16 protein-coding genes are annotated in these 22,148 nt (G+C 72.4%); 8 read left to right on the plus strand and 8 right to left on the minus strand.

All coding sequences use genetic code 11. From position 1 onward, the window contains the following. Positions 1-11 precede the first annotated feature (11 nt). Positions 12-2,684, minus strand: coding sequence for an ATP-binding protein (locus ACWIGU_RS01805; protein ID WP_454396354.1), 2,673 nt, complete (start codon positions 2,682-2,684; stop codon positions 12-14). 174 nt (positions 2,685-2,858) lie between these two features. Between ACWIGU_RS01805 and ACWIGU_RS01810 the strand changes: the two genes are divergently transcribed. Further along, positions 2,859-3,920: a DUF2510 domain-containing protein gene (locus ACWIGU_RS01810; protein ID WP_454396356.1), complete on the plus strand. Its 1,062-nt coding sequence runs from the start codon at positions 2,859-2,861 to the stop codon at positions 3,918-3,920. A 192-nt stretch (positions 3,921-4,112) separates the two neighbouring features. Here the strand turns inward: ACWIGU_RS01810 and ACWIGU_RS01815 are convergent, their stop codons facing one another. After that, entirely contained in the window at positions 4,113-4,733 is a 621-nt protein-coding gene (locus tag ACWIGU_RS01815; protein WP_100591641.1) for a TetR/AcrR family transcriptional regulator, read from the minus strand. 149 nt (positions 4,734-4,882) lie between these two features. Between ACWIGU_RS01815 and ACWIGU_RS01820 the strand changes: the two genes are divergently transcribed. After that, positions 4,883-5,938: a phosphatase PAP2 family protein gene (locus ACWIGU_RS01820; protein ID WP_454396358.1), complete on the plus strand. Its 1,056-nt coding sequence runs from the start codon at positions 4,883-4,885 to the stop codon at positions 5,936-5,938. After that, positions 5,935-6,987 carry a hypothetical protein gene (locus ACWIGU_RS01825; protein ID WP_454396360.1) on the plus strand — a complete coding sequence of 351 codons (1,053 nt, stop codon included), beginning with the start codon at positions 5,935-5,937 and terminating at the stop codon, positions 6,985-6,987. The genes ACWIGU_RS01820 and ACWIGU_RS01825 overlap by 4 nt, the downstream gene beginning before the upstream one ends. 53 nt (positions 6,988-7,040) lie before the next feature. Here the strand turns inward: ACWIGU_RS01825 and ACWIGU_RS01830 are convergent, their stop codons facing one another. Beyond that, positions 7,041-7,631 (minus strand): TetR/AcrR family transcriptional regulator, encoded by a 591-nt coding sequence (locus ACWIGU_RS01830; protein WP_454396362.1) that lies wholly within the window; start codon positions 7,629-7,631, stop codon positions 7,041-7,043. A 305-nt stretch (positions 7,632-7,936) separates the two neighbouring features. Between ACWIGU_RS01830 and ACWIGU_RS01835 the strand changes: the two genes are divergently transcribed. After that, on the plus strand, positions 7,937-9,421 hold the full coding sequence (locus ACWIGU_RS01835; protein WP_454396364.1) for an MFS transporter: 1,485 nt from the start codon (positions 7,937-7,939) through the stop codon (positions 9,419-9,421). Between the two features lie 27 nt (positions 9,422-9,448). Here ACWIGU_RS01835 and ACWIGU_RS01840 read toward each other — a convergent pair whose 3' ends face one another. The 4 genes from ACWIGU_RS01840 to ACWIGU_RS01855 all read right to left on the minus strand — a co-directional run bounded on the left by ACWIGU_RS01840 (position 9,449) and on the right by ACWIGU_RS01855 (position 17,267). Then, the gene (locus tag ACWIGU_RS01840) at positions 9,449-10,381 is read right to left on the minus strand and encodes a phospholipid scramblase-related protein (protein WP_454396366.1); all 933 of its coding nucleotides are present in this window, start codon (positions 10,379-10,381) and stop codon (positions 9,449-9,451) included. 141 nt (positions 10,382-10,522) lie between these two features. Then, complete coding sequence (locus tag ACWIGU_RS01845; protein ID WP_454396368.1) at positions 10,523-12,580, minus strand: phosphocholine-specific phospholipase C; 2,058 nt, start codon at positions 12,578-12,580, stop codon at positions 10,523-10,525. A 172-nt stretch (positions 12,581-12,752) separates the two neighbouring features. Then, positions 12,753-15,833, minus strand: coding sequence for an alpha-mannosidase (locus ACWIGU_RS01850; RefSeq protein ID WP_454396370.1), 3,081 nt, complete (start codon positions 15,831-15,833; stop codon positions 12,753-12,755). A gap of 105 nt (positions 15,834-15,938) precedes the next feature. Beyond that, complete coding sequence (locus ACWIGU_RS01855; protein WP_454396372.1) at positions 15,939-17,267, minus strand: 6-phospho-beta-glucosidase; 1,329 nt, start codon at positions 17,265-17,267, stop codon at positions 15,939-15,941. A 57-nt stretch (positions 17,268-17,324) separates the two neighbouring features. On the opposite strand from ACWIGU_RS01855, the gene ACWIGU_RS01860 reads away from it, so the two are divergent. The 3 genes from ACWIGU_RS01860 to ACWIGU_RS01870 all read left to right on the plus strand — a co-directional run bounded on the left by ACWIGU_RS01860 (position 17,325) and on the right by ACWIGU_RS01870 (position 20,812). Then, the gene (locus ACWIGU_RS01860) at positions 17,325-18,164 is read left to right on the plus strand and encodes a hypothetical protein (RefSeq protein WP_454396374.1); all 840 of its coding nucleotides are present in this window, start codon (positions 17,325-17,327) and stop codon (positions 18,162-18,164) included. A 63-nt stretch (positions 18,165-18,227) separates the two neighbouring features. Further along, positions 18,228-19,571, plus strand: coding sequence for an MFS transporter (locus ACWIGU_RS01865; RefSeq protein ID WP_454396376.1), 1,344 nt, complete (start codon positions 18,228-18,230; stop codon positions 19,569-19,571). 101 nt (positions 19,572-19,672) lie between these two features. Next, on the plus strand, positions 19,673-20,812 hold the full coding sequence (locus tag ACWIGU_RS01870; protein WP_454396378.1) for a lactonase family protein: 1,140 nt from the start codon (positions 19,673-19,675) through the stop codon (positions 20,810-20,812). A gap of 64 nt (positions 20,813-20,876) precedes the next feature. On the opposite strand, the gene ACWIGU_RS01875 is transcribed toward ACWIGU_RS01870, so the two are convergent. Further along, complete coding sequence (locus tag ACWIGU_RS01875) at positions 20,877-21,491, minus strand: hypothetical protein (protein WP_454396380.1); 615 nt, start codon at positions 21,489-21,491, stop codon at positions 20,877-20,879. A 396-nt stretch (positions 21,492-21,887) separates the two neighbouring features. Here ACWIGU_RS01875 and ACWIGU_RS01880 point away from each other — a divergent pair, with 396 nt between their 5' ends. After that, positions 21,888-22,115: a type A2 lantipeptide gene (locus tag ACWIGU_RS01880; protein WP_454396382.1), complete on the plus strand. Its 228-nt coding sequence runs from the start codon at positions 21,888-21,890 to the stop codon at positions 22,113-22,115. The last annotated feature ends 33 nt before the right edge of the window (positions 22,116-22,148 follow it).

The raw sequence follows: 22,148 nt of genomic DNA on the forward strand, positions 1-22,148 counted from the left end.
CACGCCGCCGGTCAGCGCAGGCCGCGTCCCGTGTCCAGGACCTCGCGGGCGCGGGCGGCCAGGCCGTCGGCGCCGCACGACTTGGCCAGGGTGAGGCCTCGGGTGAGTTCCGCGACCGAGCGGGCGGCGATGCCGTACTCGACGCGGGCCACCGCGTGTTCGTATGCGCAGGGCGACGCTTCGAGGTACGTGACCGACTTCGCGTAGAGCGTCAGGGAGCGCTGGCCGGTCTCCAGGGCGGCTTCGCAGCGCAAGGCCTCCCCGATCGCCGTGTCCGTGCCGAAGCGCTCGGCCTGGAGCCGGGCGTCGGCGGCCAGTTCCCTGGCGCGCTTCGGGTCCTCGGTGGCGAGCGCGCGGGCCAGGTCGCAGGCCCACGGCGCCATGATCGTGTTGTGTCCGCCGCGGGCGGTGGCCGCCTTGGCCGCCGCCTCCAGCTCGTCGACGCCCTCCTCGGTGCGGCCCGCGGCGATCAGCAGGCGTCCGCGGACGGAGTGCGCGTCGGGCAGGACGATCGTGGAGGGGTAGGGCGGGCCGAAGGAGTAGCGCTCCGCGATCTCCATCGCCTCGCCGATCCGGCCGCGGGCCACGAGCGTGTCGATGAGCATGCACGCGGCGTCCCAGTGCATGGGCAGGCCGCGGCCGACGCGGTCGGCCAGGCGCAGGCTCTCGCGCAGGACGGCCTCGGCGTCGGTGAGGCGGCCGCGCCTGCGGTGGACGTAACCGACGAAGGCGTGCGCGAGCGCCAGATGGCCGCCACTCCAGCCCGCGGTCTCGTAGGCGCGTACGGCCTCGGCGAACAGGCTCTCCGCGCGGTCGAGCCGGTCGGCGAAGAGATAGGCGCTGCCGAGCATGGCGAGGAGTTCGAAGCCCCACTCGGGGTCGGTCCAGCCGAGGCCCGGCGCGAGGCGTTCGTTGACGAGGGAGCGGTCGCAGAGTTCGACCACCTCCTCCGCGTTCTCGCCGCGCGTCATCGCGTCGAAGGCGCGCAGGACGAGCAGGACCCGCTCGGGGTTGTCCCGGCCGGTGAGGGAGCCCGCGAGCGCGGCGAGATTGCGGGAGCGGCCCGGGGAGTCCTCCTCGCCCGCGTGGATGCCCTCCCACATGTAGCGCATGGCCTGGAGGCGGAGGCGGGCCGGACCCGGGTCGAGCCGCGCGGCCTCGGCGTCGATCTCGCGCAGCGCCTCTTCCAGCTGGTTGTTGTGGACGAGGGCCTGGGACAGCCGGCACACCGCGTCCACGCGCGCGTCCCCGTCGAGGCCCGGGTCGGTGTCGAGAGCCTGGCGCAGGTAGCCGATGGTGACGGCGGGCGAGGTGAGGAGGGTGGCGCAGCCCAGCTCGTAGAGCAGTTCGGACCGTACGTCGGGCAGTGGCGGTTCCTGGAGGGCGCGCTCCAGACAGCGGCGGGCGGCCTCCGGGGCGCCGACCGCGAGGTGTTCGCCGGCCGCCGCACGCAGCTGCTCGACGAGTTCGGGGTCGTCGTCCGGGTGGACCTGGAGCAGATGCCGGGAGGCGGCCGCGGCGCCGTGGCCCGAGGCGGTGACGGCCCAGGCGGCCTGCCCGTGCATGGCGGTGCGGGTGGCCGGCGGGATGGAGCGGTACACGGCGCTGGCGATCAGCGGGTGCACGAACTCCAGCCCCATGCCGCCGCTTTCGTACGTCGCGTCGGTGAGGATGCGGGCGCCCCGCAGCCGCTCGGCGCAGCGGCCGGCCTCGCCCGGGGTCATCCCCGCGAGCCGCGCCGCGAGCTCGGGGGCGATCCGGGTGCCGAGGATGGCGGCGGCCCAGGCGAAGCGCGTCGCGTCGGTGCCGAGCCCTTCGAGGCGGTCGACGAGGCCGCGGCCGCGCGCCGACTTGTTCAGGGCGCGCAGTTCGCCGGCCGAGCCCTCCGCGGGTTCGAGTCCGCTGTCCTGGACCTTGGCCAGGAGCTCGACCGTCTCGTACGGGTTGCCGCCGGTGACGGCCCACACCTCGCGGCAGAAGGGGGCGTCGGCGTGCGCGCCGAGAGTGGCGCGGGTGAGTCCGGCGGTGGCGTCGGGGGTGAGGGCGTACAGGGTGGTGCGGGGCCGGGCGGCGGCGCCGACGGCTTCGAGGTGTCCGGTGGAGGCGGCGGTCGCCTCGCCGTCGCGGTGGGCGACGACCACGAGGACCGGGAGGTCGTCGAGGCGTTCGGCGAACGCGGCGAGCCAGTGGAGGGTCTCCTCGTCGGCCCATTGCGCGTCGTCGACGAGCAGGACGAGCGGCCAGTGCAGCCGGGCGAGCCGGGACACGGCCGCGACGAGTCCGTCGCGCACACCCTGCGGGTCGGCCTGGCGGCCGCCCGGTTCGGCTATGCCTAGGGCGGGGCCGGCGATCTCGTACCAGTCGCCGAAGTACTCGCGGGCCTCCTCCTGCGAGAGCGCGAGGAGGGCGGGCTGCAGCAACTGGCGTACGACGTTGAAGGGGACGGAGGTGACGGTCTCACCGCCGCGGGCCGACCAGACCGTGGCCCGTCCCGCCGCGACGCGGCGCACCTCTTCGAGGAGGGCGGTCTTGCCGATGCCCGCTTCGCCCCTGAACACGACGAGGCTGCCCGACGACGCCGCGTCCCCGCAGAGTTCGGCGAGCGCCCGCTCGACGTGCGCGATCTCCTTGTCCCGCTCCCACAGGGCGGCCGAGGCGGCTCCTTCAGGCCGACTCTGCGTCATCCCGCACCCTCCCGAAGTCGCTCAATCGACGTACAGATGTCGAGAGTAGCCGGAGCCGGGGGGTTGTGGGTGGGGGTCTGCGCAGGTCTTCGCCGTAAGTGGGAAGGTGCCCTTCCGGAACCGGACCCGCCCCCTCTCATGCCTCTTTCACGCACGCCTCATACTGTGGCGCCCATGACCCAGGTGACTCCCCCCGGCTGGTACCCCGATCCCGGCCAGAAGCCCGAAGGCCCCCGCACCGAACGCTGGTGGGACGGCAGTGCGTGGACGGAGCAGACGCGTGCCGCCGAGGCAGGCGCCGCGCCCGCCCCGCCCGCGTACGCGCCGGCGGCTCCCGGCGCGCATCCGCAGGCGTACGGCTATCCGCAGACCACCCCGCCGCAGGGGCAGTTCGGCCACCCCGGATACCCGGGCTACCCCGCGTACCCGGAGCCGAAGCCGAGGCGCGGCCTCAAGATAGCCATCGCCGCCGGTGTCGCCGTAGTGGTGCTCGGCGGCATCGTCGGCGGGGTGTACGCGCTGACGTCCGGGGACGGCGACGGCAAGAGCGACCGGGCCGGCTCCTCGTCAAGTCCCCCTGCTTCTCCGGGACTTCCTCAGGGGCCGGGGGACGGGTCGGGTGGCAGCGGAGGCAGTGACGGGCCCGGTGGCTCCGGTGGCGAAAGCGGCGCTCCGCAGGCGCCGGGTTCCGGCGACGGCTTCGCCGCCGACCTGGTCAACGGGGTGTCGATACCCGTGCTCGACGGCTGGACCGGCGGCACGACGAAGGGCGGCAACGCGGGGGTGACGACCGGCCCGTACGCCTGCCCCGGCGACACGAAGCAGCAGTGTGTGCGCGGCGGCGCGTTCTCGGCGTCGGCCGAGGCGCTGAAGCTCAAGGCGACCGGCGCCAAGGCCGCGGCCAAGGAGGACATCTCCAAGAACGCGCAGGAGTCGTACGGCGGCGCGATCTACGGGAAGATCACCTCGCACAAGGAACTGGCCTCCGAGGCCGTCACCGTGGCGGGCCGGCAGGGCTATCTGGTGCGCTGGCAGGTCGTCACGGCCAAGGGCGACGACGGCTACGTCGAGTCGCTGGTCTTCCCCGCGCCGGCCAACCCCAAGTCGCTGGTCGTCGTCCGCTTCGGCATCGACGTGAACGACAAGGCGCCGGACGTGACCTCGATGGACAAGATCACCAAGGGCATCAAGAAGTCCGCGATCGCCGAGGGCGGTGGCAACGGGCAGGACGTGTAGGGCCCGCACCGCGCGTGTAGGACCCCGTAACAACCCGCCGGGCGCCACAGGGGGAAAGCCCAGGGGCCGGGCGGGTCCCCCCTCCGCTCAAGGAGGGACCCGCCCGGCCCGGGGGTGCGCGCCGCGCCCGTCCCCACGGTGCGGCGCGGGCAGACCGCCGTCCGGTCATCCCGACAGACGGCGGCCTCCCGTTCAGGTGGCTTCGCTCAGGCCGAGTGCGGGCAGCACCACGGCGTCGACGAAGCGGGTGAGGTAGTCCGCGTCCGCGTACCGGCCCTCCAGGACCGGGCGGATGCGCTGCACCCCGAGCAGCTGGGCGGCCAGGAACTCGACGGCCGGATGGTCCGCGGCGATCTCGCCGCGTGCCACGGCCCTGTCGACCATCGCCCCGAGCGCGGCCAGCTCAGGCTCGACCAGGGCCTCGCGCAGCGCCCCCTGGAGTTCCTCGTCGCTGAGGACCGCGTGACCGAGGGCCTGGACGAGCTGGGTGTCGCGTCCGGCCTGCTGCGCCGCCGCGCGAGCGGCCGAGCGCAGGTCCCCGGCGAACGTACCCGTGTCGACACTGGCGAACTTCACGCAGCGTCCCGCCCGCAGTGCGGCGGCCACGAGCTGCGGCTTCGTCTTCCACTGCCGGTAGAGCGTGGACTTGCTGCAGCACGCCTGGGCCGCGACGCCCTCCATGGTGAGCGCCTCGTAGCCGTTCTCGCGGAGCTGGTCGAGGACCGCGTCGTAGAACTCCCGCTCGCGCTCCGGAGTGATCTTGGAGCGGCGCGAAGTGGTCACTGATGTGCCTGCCTGCTCCTGGGACTCCATGGCTCTTCTCCTCGAGGTCTTCGCTATCGATACGCCAGTGTACCGGTACGCCAGCGTTTCGGTACACTGGCGTATCGATGAGCGCGGTTCACGCCGTGCTCACCTCCGCATCACCGCACCACCCAGTCGTCATGAAAAGGGGCCGGGGGATGAATTCCCTTACCGAGCCTGCCGAACCGGAGCCGGACACAGCCGGCCGCGAGACGGACGCCGTCGGCCACCAGCCGGATGTCGTCGCCCGCCCGCCCCTGGTCCGGGAGCTCCTGCTGGTCGTCGGACTGTTCCTCGTCTACAAGTTCGGCAGGCAACTGGCCAATGGCCACACCGGCGAGGCGTTCCACAACGCGCACCGCGTGTGGGACCTCGAACGCGCCGTCCGTCTGCCGGGCGAGGGCGCCGTGCAGCATGCCCTGCTGCACAGCGACGGCCTCGTCCACATCGCGAACACGTACTACGCGACGGTGCACTTCCCGGCGACGGCCGCCTTCCTGATCTGGCTGTATCTGCGCAGGCCCCGGCACTACATATGGACGCGCCGGGTACTGGCCGCCCTCACCGCGGCGGCCCTTGTGCTGCATCTCACCTTCCCGCTGGCCCCGCCGCGGATGCTGGCCGCCGCGCACCTCGTGGACACCGGGCAGGTGTACGGGCCGACCGTCTACGGCGCGACGCCGCAGACCGACTCGATGGCGAACCAGTTCGCCGCGATGCCGTCCCTGCACTTCGGCTGGGCCCTGATGGTCGCCGTCGGCCTGATCGCCGCGACCCGCTCCCGACTGCGCTGGCTGTGGCTGCTGCACCCGGCGCTCACCCTGTTCGTCGTCGTCGGCACGGCGAACCACTACTGGCTGGACGCGATCGTGGCGACGGCTCTCCTGGGCATCGCGCTCGCGGTGATCCGGCTGCCCGGCACCGGCCAGGCCGCGAAGCCCGGTCGTTCCACCGGCCGGCGCCTGGTGCCCGCCCCGCGCGCCGCGGCCTCGTTCTCGGCGACCGCGCCGACCATGGGCGCGGCGATCCCCGCCCCCTGGACCCCGGGGCATCAGCGCGGCGGCTCCCTCTCCGCGTCCGAAGTGCTCGCGCGCATCCCGGTGTCGGTGACGGCGGGCTCCGCGTCCGCCGTCGACGCGCCGGTCGCGTCGGTCACCTCGGGAGCGGCACGTGAGGGGCGCACGGTCCTCACGGCGTCAGGAGCACACCGGTGAACGCCACCCTCCTCGCCGTCGCACTCTCCCTCGTCTCGGCCGTCGCCTACGCCGCTGCCGCCGTCGCCCAGGAACGCCTCGCGTCACGCACCGAGGGGTCCGACTCGGGCGTCCTCGGCCTGCTCGGCACCGGCGCCTGGTGGGGGTCGGTCCTGCTCAACGCGTCCGCCGCGCTCCTGCATGTGGCGGCCCTCAAGTACGGCCCCCTCACCCTCGTTCAGCCCCTCGGCGCGCTGACGCTCGTCGCGGCCGTGCCGCTCGGGGCGCGGCTGGCCGGGCGGCGCGTCCTGTCCGTCGAATGGCGCGGCACCGCGCTCACGCTCGCCGGGCTCGGCGCGCTCCTGCTCACGGCCTCGGGCCCGGCCCCCGACGACACGCTCAGCCTCGGTGAGGCGCTCGCCGTCGCCGGCGCGACGGCCGCCCTGATCGGTCTCCTGTCGCGGCGCGGCGCGAAGCCGGGGCTGCGGCACGCGACGGCCTCCGGTCTCGCCTCGGGCATCGCCTCGGCGCTCGCCCAGACCGTGACCGTCGCGGTCACCGACCGGACGGGGCCGCTGCTCAGCGTCAAGGTGTTCGTCGTGGCGCTGCTGATCGCGGCGTTCGCGGCGGGCGGCCTGCTCCTGTCCCAGGTCGCCTACCGCGGTGGCCTCGGCGCCCCGCTCGCGATGGTCACCCTCTCCAACCCGGTGGCCGCGGCGATCATCGGCGTCACGCTGCTCGGCGAGCGGCTCCAGGGCGGGATCACGGGGATTCTGCTCACCGCGGCGGGGGCGACGCTCGCGGCCCGCGGCGTCCTGCTCCTCACGCGCACGTCACCGGAGACACCGGAGATCCAGGAGACTCCGCAGGCTCGGCCGCAGCCGTCGCTCACGGCGGCGGAACCGCTGCCCGAGCTGCCGCCCCGCGCGACGGAGCCGGGTCCGGTCGCGAGCCTGCCCGGGCTGCCGGGCCTGCAGAGCCTTCCGCCGATGCCCGTACTGCCGGGCACGGTGGTCATCCTGCCGTCGATCCCGCCCCAGCCGGAACCGGGCGCACTCCAGGCGTCCTGAGGGCGACCCCTTCACGGCCTCCCCATGACGCGATCCGCTTTACGGGTCCCGCGTCACGCCTTGCGAGGCGCGGGACGCGTCCTCATCCCGTCGAGCGTGATGCCGAAGACCCGGTCGCGCTGCTCGGTGTCCACGTAGGCCGCGCCGGTGACGCCGGAGATCAGGCGGAGCAGGTCGTCGAAGGACATGTCCTCGCGGACCTCCCCGGCGGCCTGCGCGCGCAGCAGCAGCGGTTCGCCGGCGTCGATCATGGCGCGGCGGCAGGAGAGGAAGATGTCCGACTCACCGCTGAGGGCGTCCCTGATGGCGCGCTTGGTGACGGTGTAGTCCACGAACCGGCGCAGCCACGTGACGAGCCCGTCCCACGGCGGGGCGTCCGCGAGTTCGTCGGCGAGCCGGCACAGGGCGTCGACCTCTTCCGCGTAGACCGTCTCGAAAAGGTGCCTGCGCGTGGGGAAGTTGCGGTACAGCGTGCCGATGCCGACGCCGGCCTTGCGGGCGATGTCCTCGAGCGACGCCTCCGCGCCCTTCTCGGCGAACGCGTCGCGGGCCGCGGCGAGGAGCGCGTCGAAGTTGCGGCGCGCGTCCGCGCGGCGCGGGCGCTGGGCCGCGACGATCCCGCCGACGAGTTCCCTGTCCGTCATGCGTGCCACTCCCGGGGTGAGGCAGCGCGGGCTGCCGAGGTTGTACCGGAGGCAACCCTCCGCTATCGTTGTCCAAGTCGAGGGGTGCCTCCACTTTAGCAGTCGGCGCACCCCGCGCCCCGCGGCACAGTGCTGCGGTCAGACCGGCCGAAACGGCCGGATCCCACCATCCTCCCAGCTCGCGCCCGCCGGCGGACCGCGGCCCTTGCCGCAGGTCACGCCGGTGTGCCCGGCCACCTTCCGTTCAGAGAGACACCGCCTTGAACCGGAATCGCACGACGTCCCCTCGCACGGCCCGGAATCCCATGTCCCGGGATCCCGAGGCGCCGAGCCCGGCGCCCAGAAGCTCCAACCGCCTCACCTTCGCGGTCCTCGCGACGGGTGCCGGCGTGTTCTCGATGATGCAGTCGCTGGTCGCCCCGGCCCTGCCCACCGTCCAGCACGCGCTGCACACCAGCCAGGCCACCTCGACCTGGGTCATGACCGCCTATCTGCTGTCCGCCTCGGTCTTCACGCCCATACTCGGCCGGGTCGGCGACCTCGTCGGCAAGAAGCGCACCATGGTCGCCGCGCTCGTCGCGCTGACCGTGGGCTGTGTGCTCGCGGCCCTCGCCCCGAGCATCACCGTGCTCATCGTCGCCCGCGTCGTCCAGGGCATCGGCGGCGCGCTCTTCCCTCTGTCGTTCGGCATCATCCGCGACGAGTTCCCCGGCCACCGGGTCAGCCCCAGCATCAGCAACCTGTCCGCCGTCATCGCGGCGGGCGGCGGTGTGGGCATGGTCGCGGCCGGGCCGATCGTGGGCGCGCTCGACTACCGCTGGCTGTTCTGGCTGCCCGCGGCCGTCGTCGCGGTGACGGCGCTGATCGCGTACCGCTACGTTCCCGAGTCGCCGACCCGCGGCACGGGACGCGTGAACTGGCTCGGCTCCGTGCTGCTCTCCGGCTGGCTCGTCGCCCTGCTGCTGCCCATCAGCCAGGCCACGTCCTGGGGCTGGGCATCGATCAAGGTCGTCGGTCTGCTGGCCGCCGCCGTGGTCCTCTTCGCCGCATGGGTCCTCGCCGAGGCGCGCTCCGCGAGCCCGCTGATCGACCTGCGCGTCATGCGGCTGCCCGCCGTGTGGACGACGAACACGGCCGCGCTGCTCTTCGGCGCGGGGATGTACGCGGTGTGGTCGTTCCTGCCCGGGTTCGCCCAGACGCCGTCGTCCGCCGGGTACGGCTTCGGGGCGAGCGTGACGGGCGCGGGGCTGTTGATGCTCCCCATGCTCGTGGCGATGTTCCTCGCCGGGGTGCTCAGCGGCCGGCTCGAACCCGCCGTAGGGGCGAAGGCGCTGCTCACCACCGGCGCCGCGCTGGGTGCGGTCTCCTGCGCGATGCTCGCCGCCTGGCACTCCGAGCAGTGGCAAGTCGCCCTTGCGGCAGGCGTGTTCGGGCTCGGCATCGGGCTCGCGTTCGCCTCCATGGCGAACCTGATCGTGCAGAGCGTCCCGGCGGCGCAGACCGGCGCGGCCACCGGCATGAACGCCAACATCCGCACCATCGGCGGCTCGATCGGCGCCGCCGTGATGAGCAGCCTGGTCACGGGGCATCTCCAGGCGTCGGGACTCCCCTACGCCTCCGGGTACACCCACGGCTTCACGCTGCTCGCGGCGCTGTGCCTCGCCGCCGCGCTCGCGGCGCTGCTGGTCCCGGCCGCGCGCCGGGCGGGCGGACCGCGGGTCCCGGCCGCGCACGGGACGACGGCCGGGGCGGACGAGCAGGCGGGCCTGGAGCAGCCCGCGTCGCGGTGAACCGGCACCCGCCGGGCGCCGGCCCGGTCAGCCGAAGCCGCGCGCGTCCTGCTTGAGGGCGGTGTCCACCGTGAGGGCGGTCGCCACGACGAGGCTCAGGAGCGGCTCGGGCAGCTGGTAGTGGATCTGGAGGACGTAGTTGTCCGCAGTCGTGAACATCGTCTTGGCGAGTCCCTCCCACGTCTTCGTGATGCGGGCGACCTCGTTGTCGGCGTGGTCGACGATCGAGAAGTTCCAGGCCCGCCAGTTCTCGGCCTTGATGGCGCCGATCTGCTGACCGTTCACGTTGATCCCGAAGTTGATCTTGCCGATCATGTTCTGCTGGACGATCTCACCGACCGGCGAGCCGTCCGGGCGCTCCACGACGACACGCGACTTCATGAACTTCGCGGGCCGCGTCATGACGAGCTGCGGCTGCCCGTACGCGTCGCGGATCTCCAGCTTGTGGGTCATGAACTGGTCGAGGCTGGAGACGAAGCGCGCGACCTTCTTGAGGGTGCTCTGGCCGACCTGGACGACGGAGCCGATCTGCGCGCCGTTCTGATCCATGACGGTGTACTCGTTCGTCAGCTCGATCAGCTTGGCCTTCTGGTTCACCACCAGGACCGGCTCGGTGAAGAGGCTGCCGCCGCCCTGCGCGGTGGGCGCGACACCGGCCTGGTGCTGCACCTGGCGCTGCACCTTGGCGGGGTCGACGTACTGCTGTTGTTGCTGCTGCGGGACCTGCTGCCCGTACGGGCCGGCCGCGTTCTGCTGCTGCGCGAACTGGCCCTGGACCGGCTGCTGCACGTGCTGCTGTTGAGGCTGCCGCTGCGCCTGCTGCGGGACCTGCTGGCCCGCGGGCTGCTGCACCGGGCTGGTGTGCTCGGTCCACTGCGCGCCGTCCCACCACCGCAGGGTCTGGGGCGCGCCCTGGGGGTCGGGGTACCAGCCTGCCGGGGTGTTCGAATGCGTCGTCACCCGGGCACACTATCGCGCCATGCTGTGATGGCATCCAGGCCGGACAGATGTGACGTACGCCGCCGCCCGAACCGGCACGGAACGGGCGGCGGCGCGATTTTCGAGCGCTTCGAGGTCTTCGAGGTCGAAGCCGCTATGGGGTCACACCGTGAGGATCCCGGGATCGCTCACGCCGGCCTGTCCGTTCTCGACATGGCCGGCGAGGCGGCGCAGGTACGTGCTGTCGCTGTCGGCGGTCACCTTCAGGTCGTACCAGCGCTGGGTCGCGCGCAGGTCGACGGTCTGCGTGACGGTGGCACCGGCCCGCACCGTGTACGTCTGCGGCTGTCCGCCGTAGGCGTTGGTCACGGTGAGGTGGACGTCGGCGCCGGTGGGGTTCGTCAGCGTGAGCGTGAGGTTGCCCGTGCTCGCGTCGTGGCGGGCGGTGAGCCCGGGCTCGGCGACCGTGTTGGTGCCCTTGAAGGCGCGCAGGAACCCGTTCGGGCCGTGCACCGTGAGGTCGTACTTCCCGGCGGAGTAGGCCGAGTTCCAGGCGTCCGAGATCGACTTGCCGGCCTCGGTGGAGTACGTCCAGGGGCCGTCGGTCCGGTTCTGCGACCTCACCTGGAACGCCGCGCCCGCGGAGGGCCCGCCGCTGAACGTGAGCTGGAACTTGCCGGTCGACGGCGTGGAGACCCCGTCGACGTAGGGCGCGTACGGCAGCGGGCGCGCGGGCCGGGAGCCCGACTCCTGCTTGGGCAGCACGGGGCTGGCCGGCGGCTTCGGCACGTAGCTGCTGTGCCGGTCGTGGTCCGGCGGCAGGTACCCGGCGGTGCTGGGCAGTTGCGCCGGAGTCGTGTTCGTGAGGGAGAAGTCGAATGCGGTGGAGAGGTCGCCGCAGATCGCGCGGCGCCACGGCGAGATGTTGGTCTCCTTGACGCCGAAGCGCTTCTCCATGAACCGCAGGATCGAGGTGTGGTCGAGCGTCTCGGAGCAGACGTAGCCGCCCGTGGACCACGGCGAGACGACGATCATGGGGACGCGCTGCCCGAGGCCGTAGGGGCCCGCCGAGTAGCTCGCGTTGCCCTTGAAGTAGTCGAGGGTGGTGTCGGCGGTGGACAGGCCCTGGTTCGCGGAGGCCGGGGCGTACGGCGGCACCACGTGGTCGAAGTAGCCGTCGTTCTCGTCGTACGTGATGAACAGCGCCGTCCTGCTCCACACGTCCGGGTTGGACGTGAGCGCGTCGAGGACCTGCGAGATGTACCAAGCACCGTAGTTCGCAGGCCAGTTGGGGTGTTCGGAGAACGCCTCGGGCGCCGCGATCCAGGAGATCTTGGGGAGCTTCCCGGCCTTGACGTCGGCCTTCAGGACGTCGAAGTAGCCGTCGCCCGCCTTGGCGTTCGTGCCGGTGCGGGCCTTGTCGTAGAGGGGGTCGCCCGGCTTGGCGTTGCGGTAGTTGTTGAAGTAGAGGAGCGAGTTGTCGCCGTAGTTGCCGCGGTAGGCGTCGTCGATCCAGCCCCAGCTGCCCGCGGCGTCGAGGCCGTCGCCGATGTCCTGGTAGACCTTCCAGGAGACCCCGGCCTTCTCCAGGCGCTCGGCGTACGTGGTCCAGCCGTAGCCGGCCTCCTGGTTGCCGAGGACGGGTCCGCCGCCGGTGCCGTCGTTGCCGACGTGGCCCGACAGCATGTAGTAGCGGTTGGGGTCGGTGGCCCCCATGAACGAGCAGTGGTAGTCGTCGCACACCGTGAATTTGTCGGCGAGCGCGTAGTGGAACGGGATGTCCTGGCGCGTCAGATACGCCATCGTGCCCGTGCCCTTGGCGGCGATCCAGTTGTCGTACTTGCCGTTGTTGAACGCGCTGTGGCCGCCGGCCCAGTCGTGGTCGAGGCCCGCGATGAACTGCATGCCCAGGTCCGCCGCGTCGGGGTGGTAGGGCAGGATCTCCTTGGCACCGCTCGCCTGGTTCCACACGGGCTTGCCGCTGGGGAGCGTCACCGGCCGCGGGTCGCCGAAGCCGCGGACGCCCTTCATTGTGCCGAAGTAGTGGTCGAAGGACCGGTTCTCCTGCATCAGGACGACGATGTGCTCGATGTCCTGGACGGTTCCCTTGACGCGGGCGGCCGGAATGGCGGCGGCGCGGTCGATGCTGTTCGACAGGGCGGTGAAGCCCGCGGTCGCGCCCGCTATCTGCAGGAAACGCCGCCGGTTGAGTTCAGGCATGGGTGTGGGGCCTCTTGGGTGTGTGGGGACAGAAGCGAGCAGAGTGTTCCAAGAGGACCGGTCAGAGGGGAAGGGGTGATGACTCTTGCATGAAAATTCGCTGTATGCGTCAGAAACAATCATGGAGCCGGGATCGGTGGGGAAGCTCAACCGGCCTTCCCCACCGACGGCTTCAGCCCCGGCCGCCCACCGCGAGCCGCAGCGTCACGATCTGGAACGGCCGCAGCGCCACCCGCACCGCGTCACCGCCGTCCGCCGGCATCCGCACCTGTTCCGGCTGCTGCGCGAGCGGCCGCTCCAGGAGATCGGTGACCTGGACGCCGCCGAGCGGGAAGCCCGTGCGCAGGGTGCCCGCCGCCCGGCCGCCGAGGGACTCGTAGAGCCGTACGACGACATCGCCCGAGCCGTCGTCGGCGAGCTTCACCGCCTCCACCGTCAGGCCGACCCCGTCCACCGACACCACCGGCTCCGGCGCACCGCCCGAACCGGCCACCCGTAGCGGCAGGTTGAGGGCGTACCCCTCGGCGACCGCGTCGGCGATGCTCGCGCCGGGCAGCAGGGAGTAGGTGAAGCGGTGCGCGCCCTGGTCGGCCTCCGGGTCGGGGACTCGCGGGGCCCGCACCAGTGAGAGGCGGACGGTGGTGGTCGTGCCGCCGTCGTCGCGGGTCGTGCGCGAGACGTCATGGCCGTACGTGGAGTCGTTGAGGACCGCGACGCCGTAGCCGGGTTCGCCGATGTGGACCCAGCGGTGGCCGTACACCTCGAAGCGGGCCGCCTCCCAGCTGGTGTTGGTGTGCGTGGGGCGCTTGACGTGGCCGAACTGGATCTCGGCGCTGGAGTGGTCGGCGCGGACGTCGACCGGGAACGCGGCCTTGAGGATCTTCTCGGTCTCGTGCCAGTCGATCTCGGTCTCGACGTCGACGCGCTTGCTGCCCGCGCGCAGGGTGACGGTCTGCGTGATGCGGGAGCCCTTGCCGAAGGCGCGCTCCACACGGACGGCGGCACGCAGCGGCCCGTCCTCCGTCACCGTCACGGACTCGGCGTCGAGGAGGTCGCGGTAGTGGTTCTTGTAGTGCTTGTCGATGTCCCAGGCGTCCCAGTAGTTGGGCAGGTCGCTGTGGAGGCGGAGCAGGTTGCCGGGGCCGGCGAGGACCTCGCGTTCCGCGGTCAGGTCGTACACGGAGGCCAGCGTCCCGTCGGGGCCGATGACGACGCGCACGAGCCCGTTGTCGAGCGTGCGGCCGTCCGTGACGGTGACGGGGTGGTCGGGGGCGGCGGGGGCCACAGGCGCCGACCCGCCTGCGGGCACATGGGTGCGGGCCAGGTCCCCGGCCGGGGTGCGGATCACTTCGGTACGGGCGTACGGGCTGGTGTTGAACACGTGCGGCCCACCCTCGCCACCCCCCAGCGCACCGACCGCCTCCGCCGTGATCGCTTCGAGTTCGGCCGCCACGCGCGCGTACTCCGCCTCGGCCTCGCGGTGCACCCAGGCGATGGACGACCCGGGCAGGATGTCGTGGAACTGGTGCAGGAGCACCGTCTTCCACAGCCGGTCGAGCTTCTCGTACGGGTACGCGTACCCCGGCGCGCGCAGAGCCGCGGCCGTGGCCCACAACTCGGCCTCGCGCAGGAGGTGTTCGCTGCGGCGGTTGCCCTGCTTGGTACGGGCCTGCGAGGTGTAGGTGGCGCGGTGCAGCTCCAGATAGAGCTCGCCCGACCACACCTGGTCCTCGGGGATCTCCTTGCTCGCCTCGGCGAAGAAGGCGTCCGGGTGCTCGACCCTGACCTTCGCGGAGCCCTCCAGGTCGGCCAGGCGGCGGGCGCGCTCCAGCATCTCGCGGGTGGGTCCGCCGCCACCGTCGCCGTGCCCGAAGGGCGCGAGGGAGCGGGTGCCCCGCCCCTTGTCCTGGTAGTTGCGGACGGCGTGCGCCATCTCCCTGCCGGAGAACTCGACGTTGTAGGTGTCGACCGGCGGGAAGTGGGTGAAGATCCGCGTGCCGTCGATGCCTTCCCACCAGAAGGAGTGGTGGGGCAGCTTGTTGGTCTGGTTCCAGGACAGCTTCTGCGTGAGGAACCACTCGTTCCCGGCGAGCGTGGCGAGCTGCGGGTAGGCGGCGTTGTAACCGAACGAGTCGGGCAGCCACACGCCCTTCGTCTCGACGCCGAAGTGCTCGATGAAGAAGCGCTTGCCGTGGACGAGCTGGCGGGCGATGGCCTCGCCGCCGGGCAGGTTGCCGTCGGACTCGACCCACATCCCGCCGACGGGCGCCCACTGGCCCTTGGCGACGGCCTCCTTGATGCGGTCCCACACGTGCGGGTAGTTGTCCTTGACCCACTCGTACTGCTGGGCCTGCGAGCAGGCGAAGACGAACTCGTCGTACTCGTCCGCGAGCGCCGTCACGTTCGAGAAGGTGCGGGACGTCTTGCGCTTGGTCTCGCGGACCGGCCACAGCCAGGCCGAGTCGATGTGCGCGTGGCCGACGGAGGAGAGGGTGTGCGCGCCCGCGTGCGCCGGCTTCGCGAGGGCGGGGGCGAGGACGGCGCGGGCGGCGGCGGCCGTGCCGGAGACGTCGTCGAGGTCGAGGGTGTCGAGCGCCGCTTCGAGCGTGTGCGCGATCTCGTGGCGGCGCGGCTCGTGTTCGCTCAGCTCCAGCATCAGCTCGCGCAGGACCTGGAGGTCCAGCGAGAGGTGGAAGACGTCCTCTTCGAGGATCGCGAGGTCGGCGCTCCTGAAGGTGTAGAGGGGCTGGTCGCCCGCCGTGCGCGGGTCGCCGAGCGGGGTGGGGCGGGCGAAGCGGTCGGCGAGGATGTCCGGGTTGGAGGCGGCCTCGATGAGGTAGTCGACCTCTTCGCCGCCCTGCGCGGGGCGGGCCACGGGCACGTACTGGTTCTGCGGGTTGACGGCCTTGAGGGGGCGGCCGTCGGGGAGGTGGACGAGGGCCTCCGCCTGGTTGCCGGGCCAGTCGTTGACGAAGCCCAGGTCGAAGACGGCCTCGACGCGGCGGCCCGCCCACTCGGCGGGGACCGTTCCCTGCGCCGAGAACCAGGTGGTGCCCCAGGGCGGCCCCCACGGGGTGCCGACACCGAACGGCTTGTACGCGGCCGACTTCGCCTCGGCGAAGGGGACGGGCTCGCCGGGCGCGTGCCAGGCCTGGAGGGCGAGCGGGACCCGGGCGCCGTGGACGGCCGGCTTGACGCGCTGGTCGTGGACGCGGGCGACGCGCTGCTCGATGCGGCGGAGTTCGTCGTGCATACGGGCTCCTCTACTCGGGGGTGTCCGGCGGATCACGGATGGGGTCGCGACGCCTGACACGGCACCTCGCCGCGACCTACCCGGCCCTGATCCGCCGGACACGCCCTAGCGGGTCAGGTAGGCGAGGCCGGGGTGGGCCGCCGTGTATCCCTCCAGGAGGCGGCGGGCCACGGTCACGGAGTCGACGAGGGGGTGCAGGGCGAAGGCCTTGACGGCGGCGGCGCGCGAGCCGCTCCCGGCCGCTTCGAGCACCTCGCGCTCGACGGCCTTGACCGAGGAGACGAGGCCCGTGGCGTGGCCGGGCAGCGGCGCCACGCTGACGGGGTGCGCGCCGTTGGCGTCGACCAGGCAGGGGATCTCGACCACGGCGTCGTCGTCGAGGGACGGCAGGGCGCCGCGTCCGCGCACGTTGAGGATCAGCGTCGCGCGCTCGTCGCGGGCGATGGCGCGCATCAGGGCGAGCGCCACCTTCTCGTAGCCGCCCGACTCCTCCAGGTCGGCCGCGTCCCGCTCGCCCGCGCCGGACGCCTCGCGGTTGTGCGCCATGTACGTGGCCTCGCGCTCGGCGCGGGTGCGGTCCCAACTGGCGTACGACGGGTCGGCGTAGAAGGCGGCCTGCTGGTCGAGCAGGAACGCGCCGCGGGTGCGGTCGGCCTCCTGGTAGGCGCGGACGGTCTCGCGATTGAAGTAGTAGTAGTGCAGGTACTCGTTGGGGATCGCGCCGAGGGAGCGGAGCCAGTCCGTGCCGAAGAGGCGGCCTTCCTCGAAGGAGCCGAGCAGCTTCTCGTCGGCGAGCAGGCGCGGGAGCTCGTCGCGGCCGTTCACCTCGAGTCCGCGCAGCCAGCCGAGGTGGTTGAGGCCGACGTAGTCGATCCAGGCCTCGCCCGGGTCGGCGCCGAGGACGCGCGCCACGCGGCGGCCGAGTCCGACGGGCGAGTCGCAGATGCCGATGACGCGGTCGCCGAGGTGCCGTGACATGGCCTCGGTGACCAGGCCCGCCGGGTTGGTGAAGTTGATGACCCAGGCGTCGGGCGCGAGTTGCCTGACGCGGCGCGCGATGTCGACGGCGACGGGCACGGTCCGCAGGCCGTACGCGATGCCGCCGGCGCCGACGGTCTCCTGGCCGAGCACTCCCTCGGCGAGGGCGACCCGCTCGTCCGCGGCGCGGCCCGCGAGGCCGCCGACGCGGATCGCGGAGAACACGAAGTCGGCGCCGCGCAGCGCCTCGTCGAGGTCGGTGGTGGCGTGCACGGCGGGCGCGTCGGGGACGCCGGTGGCTTGTTCCGCCAGTACGCCGGTGACGGCCCGCAGCCGGTCCGGGTCGGTGTCGTGCAGCGTGACCTCGGTGACGCGGCCCGGCGCGTGGTCGCCGAGCAGCGCTCCGTACACCAAGGGCACCCGAAATCCGCCACCGCCGAGAATCGTCAGCCTCATGCGCCGATCGTAGGGCAGCCTGGTCCGCGACCCGATCTTCGACCGGCGGAGGCCGCGATGAAACCCCCCACGCAACGACGGACGAGACGCCAACTCCTCACTCTGGCCGCGACCCTGGGCGCCCTCGCGCTCGGCGCGGGCACGGCGGTGGCCGCGCCCACCTGGACCGAGACCGGTACCGCGCGGGTGAGTTCACTCACCGGCGGCCAGGGCCTGGCGAGCCACGCCGACGGCTCGCTGGTGTACCGGGGCCTCGCTTCCGTACCGCTCGATCTGCGCACGGCGGGCTGGTCGCACATAGGCGACCCGGACGTGGCGCAGGGCTACACGTTCGACGCGTACCAGGGCGGCGACGGCGCGACGAAGAAGATGTTCGCGGTGACAGCCCCCGACGGACAGCGCACGACGTACGAACACGCCCTGGATCAGGGTGAGTTGCTCAACAACTCGTTCGCGTCCGTGTCGCCCGGCGGGCAGTGGCTGGTGGCCGGCGAGTGGGGCACCATGAACCGGCTCCAGGTCTTCCCGGCACCCGTGCTCAACCCGTCGGCGCCCGCGCCCGGCGCGAATCTCCCGCAGGCCGGGCAGATCACTCTCGACAAGCCGGTCGACAACATCCAGGGCTGCGACTTCACCGACGCCACACATCTGGTGTGTTCGTCCGACGGCTCGACGAAGGAGGTCCTGGAGGTCGCCCTGGACCGCCCGCTGGACGGCTCGCCGGTCACCGGGCACGTCACGGCCGCGTTCGCGATCCCGCAACGCAGCATCTGCTCGGGCACGTTCGAGGCCGAGGGCGTCGACTACGACACGGCAAGCGGCACGCTGCGGGTGGAGATGGTGCCGCCCTCGCCGTGTCTGGTGACGACGACGGTGATCTCGTACCGCAAGGGCTGACCGTGACCTCGGGCCGCAAGACCTGAGGTGTGGGACGGCGGGGTTCGGGGGATGGTCGCGATCATGACAGATCGCCCGTCCCCCTCCCCTTCGGTCCCGTCCGGCCCCTCCGACCCTTCGGATCCGGCGGCCGGGCCCCTGAACACCGCTCCCCCGCGCCGCCCGCTGCGCCAGCTCCTCGCCGCCTCCGTCGGCAACGCCGTCGAGTGGTACGACTGGTACGCCTACACCTTCCTGGCCACGTACATCGCGGGCCAGGTGTTCCCCAAGGGCTCGGGCAACTCTCTCGTACCGCTGCTCTCCACGTTCGCGGTGTTCGCCGTCGGGTTCTTCATGCGGCCGGTCGGCGGGCTCCTCATGGGAGCGGTCGCCGACCGGCACGGCCGCCGGGCCGCGCTGACCGTGACCATCCTGCTGATGGGCGGCAGCAGCCTGCTCGTCGGACTCACCCCGACCTACGCGGCCGCGGGCGTCCTCGCGCCCGTGGTGCTCGTCCTCGCGCGGCTGCTCCAAGGCCTCTCCGTCGGGGGCGAGTTCGCGGCCTCGACCACCTTCCTCGTGGAGTCGGCGGGCCCGGGGCGGCGCGGACTGTTCTCGTCCTTCCAGTACGTGTCGACGTCCGCCGGACAGCTCGCGGCGTCCGGTGTCGCGGCGGCGCTGGTGGGCACGCTCGGCGACGGGCAGATGGACGGCTGGGGCTGGCGCGTGCCGTTCGTCCTCGGAGCGCTCCTCAGCCTGGTCGGCTTCTGGATCCGGCGCGGCGCGTACGAGACGCGCAGTGCCGAGCGGCGCGCGGCCGAGCGGCCCGGACTCTTCGACGCGCTGCGCCATCACCCGCGCGAGTCGCTCCTGATCTGCGGCATCACCGCGGGCGGCACGCTCGCCTACTACACGTGGACGTCCTATCTGCCCACGTACGCGGAGCTGAACGCGGGCATCGACAAGGCGGACGCCCTCGTCGCGGGGACCGTCGCACTGGCCTTCTTCGCCCTGCTCCAGCCGGTCGGCGGAATGCTCTCGGACCGGTTCGGGCGCAAGCCGCTGCTCCTCTTCTTCGGCCTGGGCTTCGCGCTGCTCAGCGTGCCGCTGCTGCGCTCGCTCGGCAGCTCGTTCGCCTCGCTGCTCCTGGTGCAGTGCGCGGGGATGGTGCTGCTCACCGGCTTCACGTCGATCTCGGCCGCCGTCAACGCCGAGGTGTTCCCCGCGCGGGTGCGCGCGGCGGGCATCGGGTTCCCGTACTCGCTCACCGTCGCCGTCTTCGGCGGGACGGCTCCCTATGTCGGCACGCTGTTCAAGGAGACGGGGCACGCCGGGCTCTTCCCCTGGTACGTGGCCGTGCTCTGCCTCGTGTCGTCCGTGGTGTACCTGCGGCTGCCGGAGAGCGCGCACAAGGAGCTCGACCGCTGAGGCGCGTTGCACAGAGTGCAACCGTAGTTGCGTCTCTTGCCAGTTGAAGGGGCACGCACCAGGGTAGGAGCCACGTCACTCTGACCCCGGAGGTACCAGGAATGAGCAGCAGCACCGGCCGCCGCCGCTTCCTCGGCGGGATCGCGGCCGTCGCGGCCGGCGGTGCCGTCACGGCGGCGGCGGGTCCCGTGCAGGCGCGCCCGCCGCGCGCGGGACGGCCCCTGTACCTCGGTACGTACACCTCCCAGGACGGCGGTGGCAGCGGCATCGGGCTCGCCACGTACGACGCGGGCACGGGCCGCATCACCGGGACCGGCACGATCGACGGAGTGGCCGACCCCTCGTATCTGGCGGTGCATCCGCGCGGCCACACCCTGTACGCCGTCGACGAGGCGCAGGACGGCGGTGTGACGGCGGTCCGGCTCGGGGACCGGCGTGTGCTCGGCCGGCAGAGCACGGGCGGCGCGGGCCCCTGCCATCTGTCGGTGCACCCGGGCGGCCGGTGGCTGCTGAGCGCCAACTACCTTTCGGGCAGCGTCGCCGTGCACCCCGTCGCCGACTCCGGCGCACTCGGTGAACGCACCGCTCTCGTCACCCACTCGACTCCCGCGCCCGGCCCCGGCCAGGAGGGCCCGCACGCGCACCAGATCATCACGTCCCCGGACGGGCGGCACGTGCTCGCCGTCGACCTGGGCAACGACACCGTCTACACGTACCGCCTCGACACGACGGCCGGGACGCTCACGCAGGTGTCGTACGCGTCCCTGCGCCCGGGCGCGGGCCCCCGCCACCTCACGTTCCACCCGGGCGGCCGCTTCGCGTACCTCGCCAACGAGGTGGACAACACCGTGGTCGTCTGCGCGTACGACCCGGGGACGGGACGCCTCACGCCCGGCGAACCCCGGTCCACCGGCACCGGTCCAGGCACCAGCTACCCGGCGCAGATCCTGGTCACGGCCGAGGGCGGCTTCGCCTACCTCGCCAACCGCGGGCACAACAGCCTGACCCGGTACGCGATCGAGGCGGACGGCGCGCGGCTGCGCCTGCTCGACACGGTGCCCGTCGGCGGCGACTTCCCGCGCCAGATCGCCTTCTCGCCGGACGAGCGGCTCCTGTTCGCCGCGAACCAGAAGTCGGGATCCGTGACCGTCTTCCACGTCGACCACTGCGGCGGCGGGCTCACCCAGGCGGCGGGTCCCGCGTTCGCCGCACCGATCGCCGTCTGCGCGCTGCCGCTGTAGCACGCGGGGTCCCGAAGCCGCGGGGCGGGCGGATTCCGGGGCCCGCGGACCGGCCGCCGTCAGGTCACCGCATGATCCCGGTGAGCGCGTCCCCTTCCTTCGCGCACTCCCACGCGCCGTCGCAACACGCCTGCCAGGACCGGGCGTCGGGCCCGAGCAGCACGACCCGCTGACCGGCGGACGGAGGCGTCAGCAGCGACAGGCGCAGTCCCGCGGTCTCGACGACCAGGCCGGTGGCGGTCCGGCCCGCCCCCGCCGCCGGGCCGTCCGGCAGCCGCGTGGCCTCGGGCAGGGCCTCGGCGACCTCGGCCGCCGGGTAGCCGAAGAGGTCTATGTCCTCCCAGGCGACCGGCGTCGCGGGGGCGGGGACCGTGGTGGTGACGTCGATCCGTGACAGCCGGTCCGCAGCGCCGGGGCCGCCGCCCCTGAAGCCGAGCGTGACGCCGTCGAACTCCGCCTCGAAGGCCCAGTCCGGTTCGTGGAGGAGCCCGCTGAGCCAGGCGTCGTGCGCGTGCCGCAGCTCCGGGTACTGCTCGCGCGTCAGTGTCATGCACTGCCGCCTGCGCGTGATCGCGCCCCCGGTGAGCCGGGAGAGCACCTCGTCGGGCGTCATCCCGAACCGCACCGCCCCCGCACCGCCGGGCAGCGTCACGCCTGTGTCCTGCGACAACTCGAGCATCGCCCCATTGTTCACGCCGAGGCCCGGGAGACAACCCCCCTGCACTCCCGCGCACCCCTCCAGCAAACCTGCACACCGAATGCGCAGTCCGGTCACGGTGTGCTGTGAATGCGCACAACCCTCAAATGTGGGCCCGGCCAAAAATGCGGGAGTGTCCATTTTGCAGAAATTCATGGAGCCCGCTCGGAAATTCGGACCTGTGGATCCTGTGAAGGGTCTGCTCCCACGACGTGAACACTCCTGCACGCGGCGGTAATTACGTGCCCACACAGCCTCTGACCGGGGACCTTCCGATTGGATGTGCGAGGCGTCCGCGTGCTTTGATCCTCCGCACTGCGGGAGTTACGCAAGTGATTCACGCATTCTGGTAATTACCAATGAGAAGGGCAGCTCACCATGAACTCCACCCCCCAGGTTCAGACCCTTGAGATCTCCGACGCCGACCTCGACAACGTGTCGGGCGGCCTCGTGGGCGGCCTCGCCGCCAACCTGACCGGCACGGCCGACTCGATCGCCCCGGTCTCCGGCACCGTCGCCGGCCTGACGGGCACCGTCGAGGGCCTGACCGGCGTCAACACCGCCGCCGTCACCGGTCTCGCCTCCGGCCTGACCGCTGGTCTCTGAGCCACGGCTCTGCCAGGGCCCCGGAACCTCCCC

This window comes from Streptomyces sp. NPDC055400 (assembly GCF_053644375.1).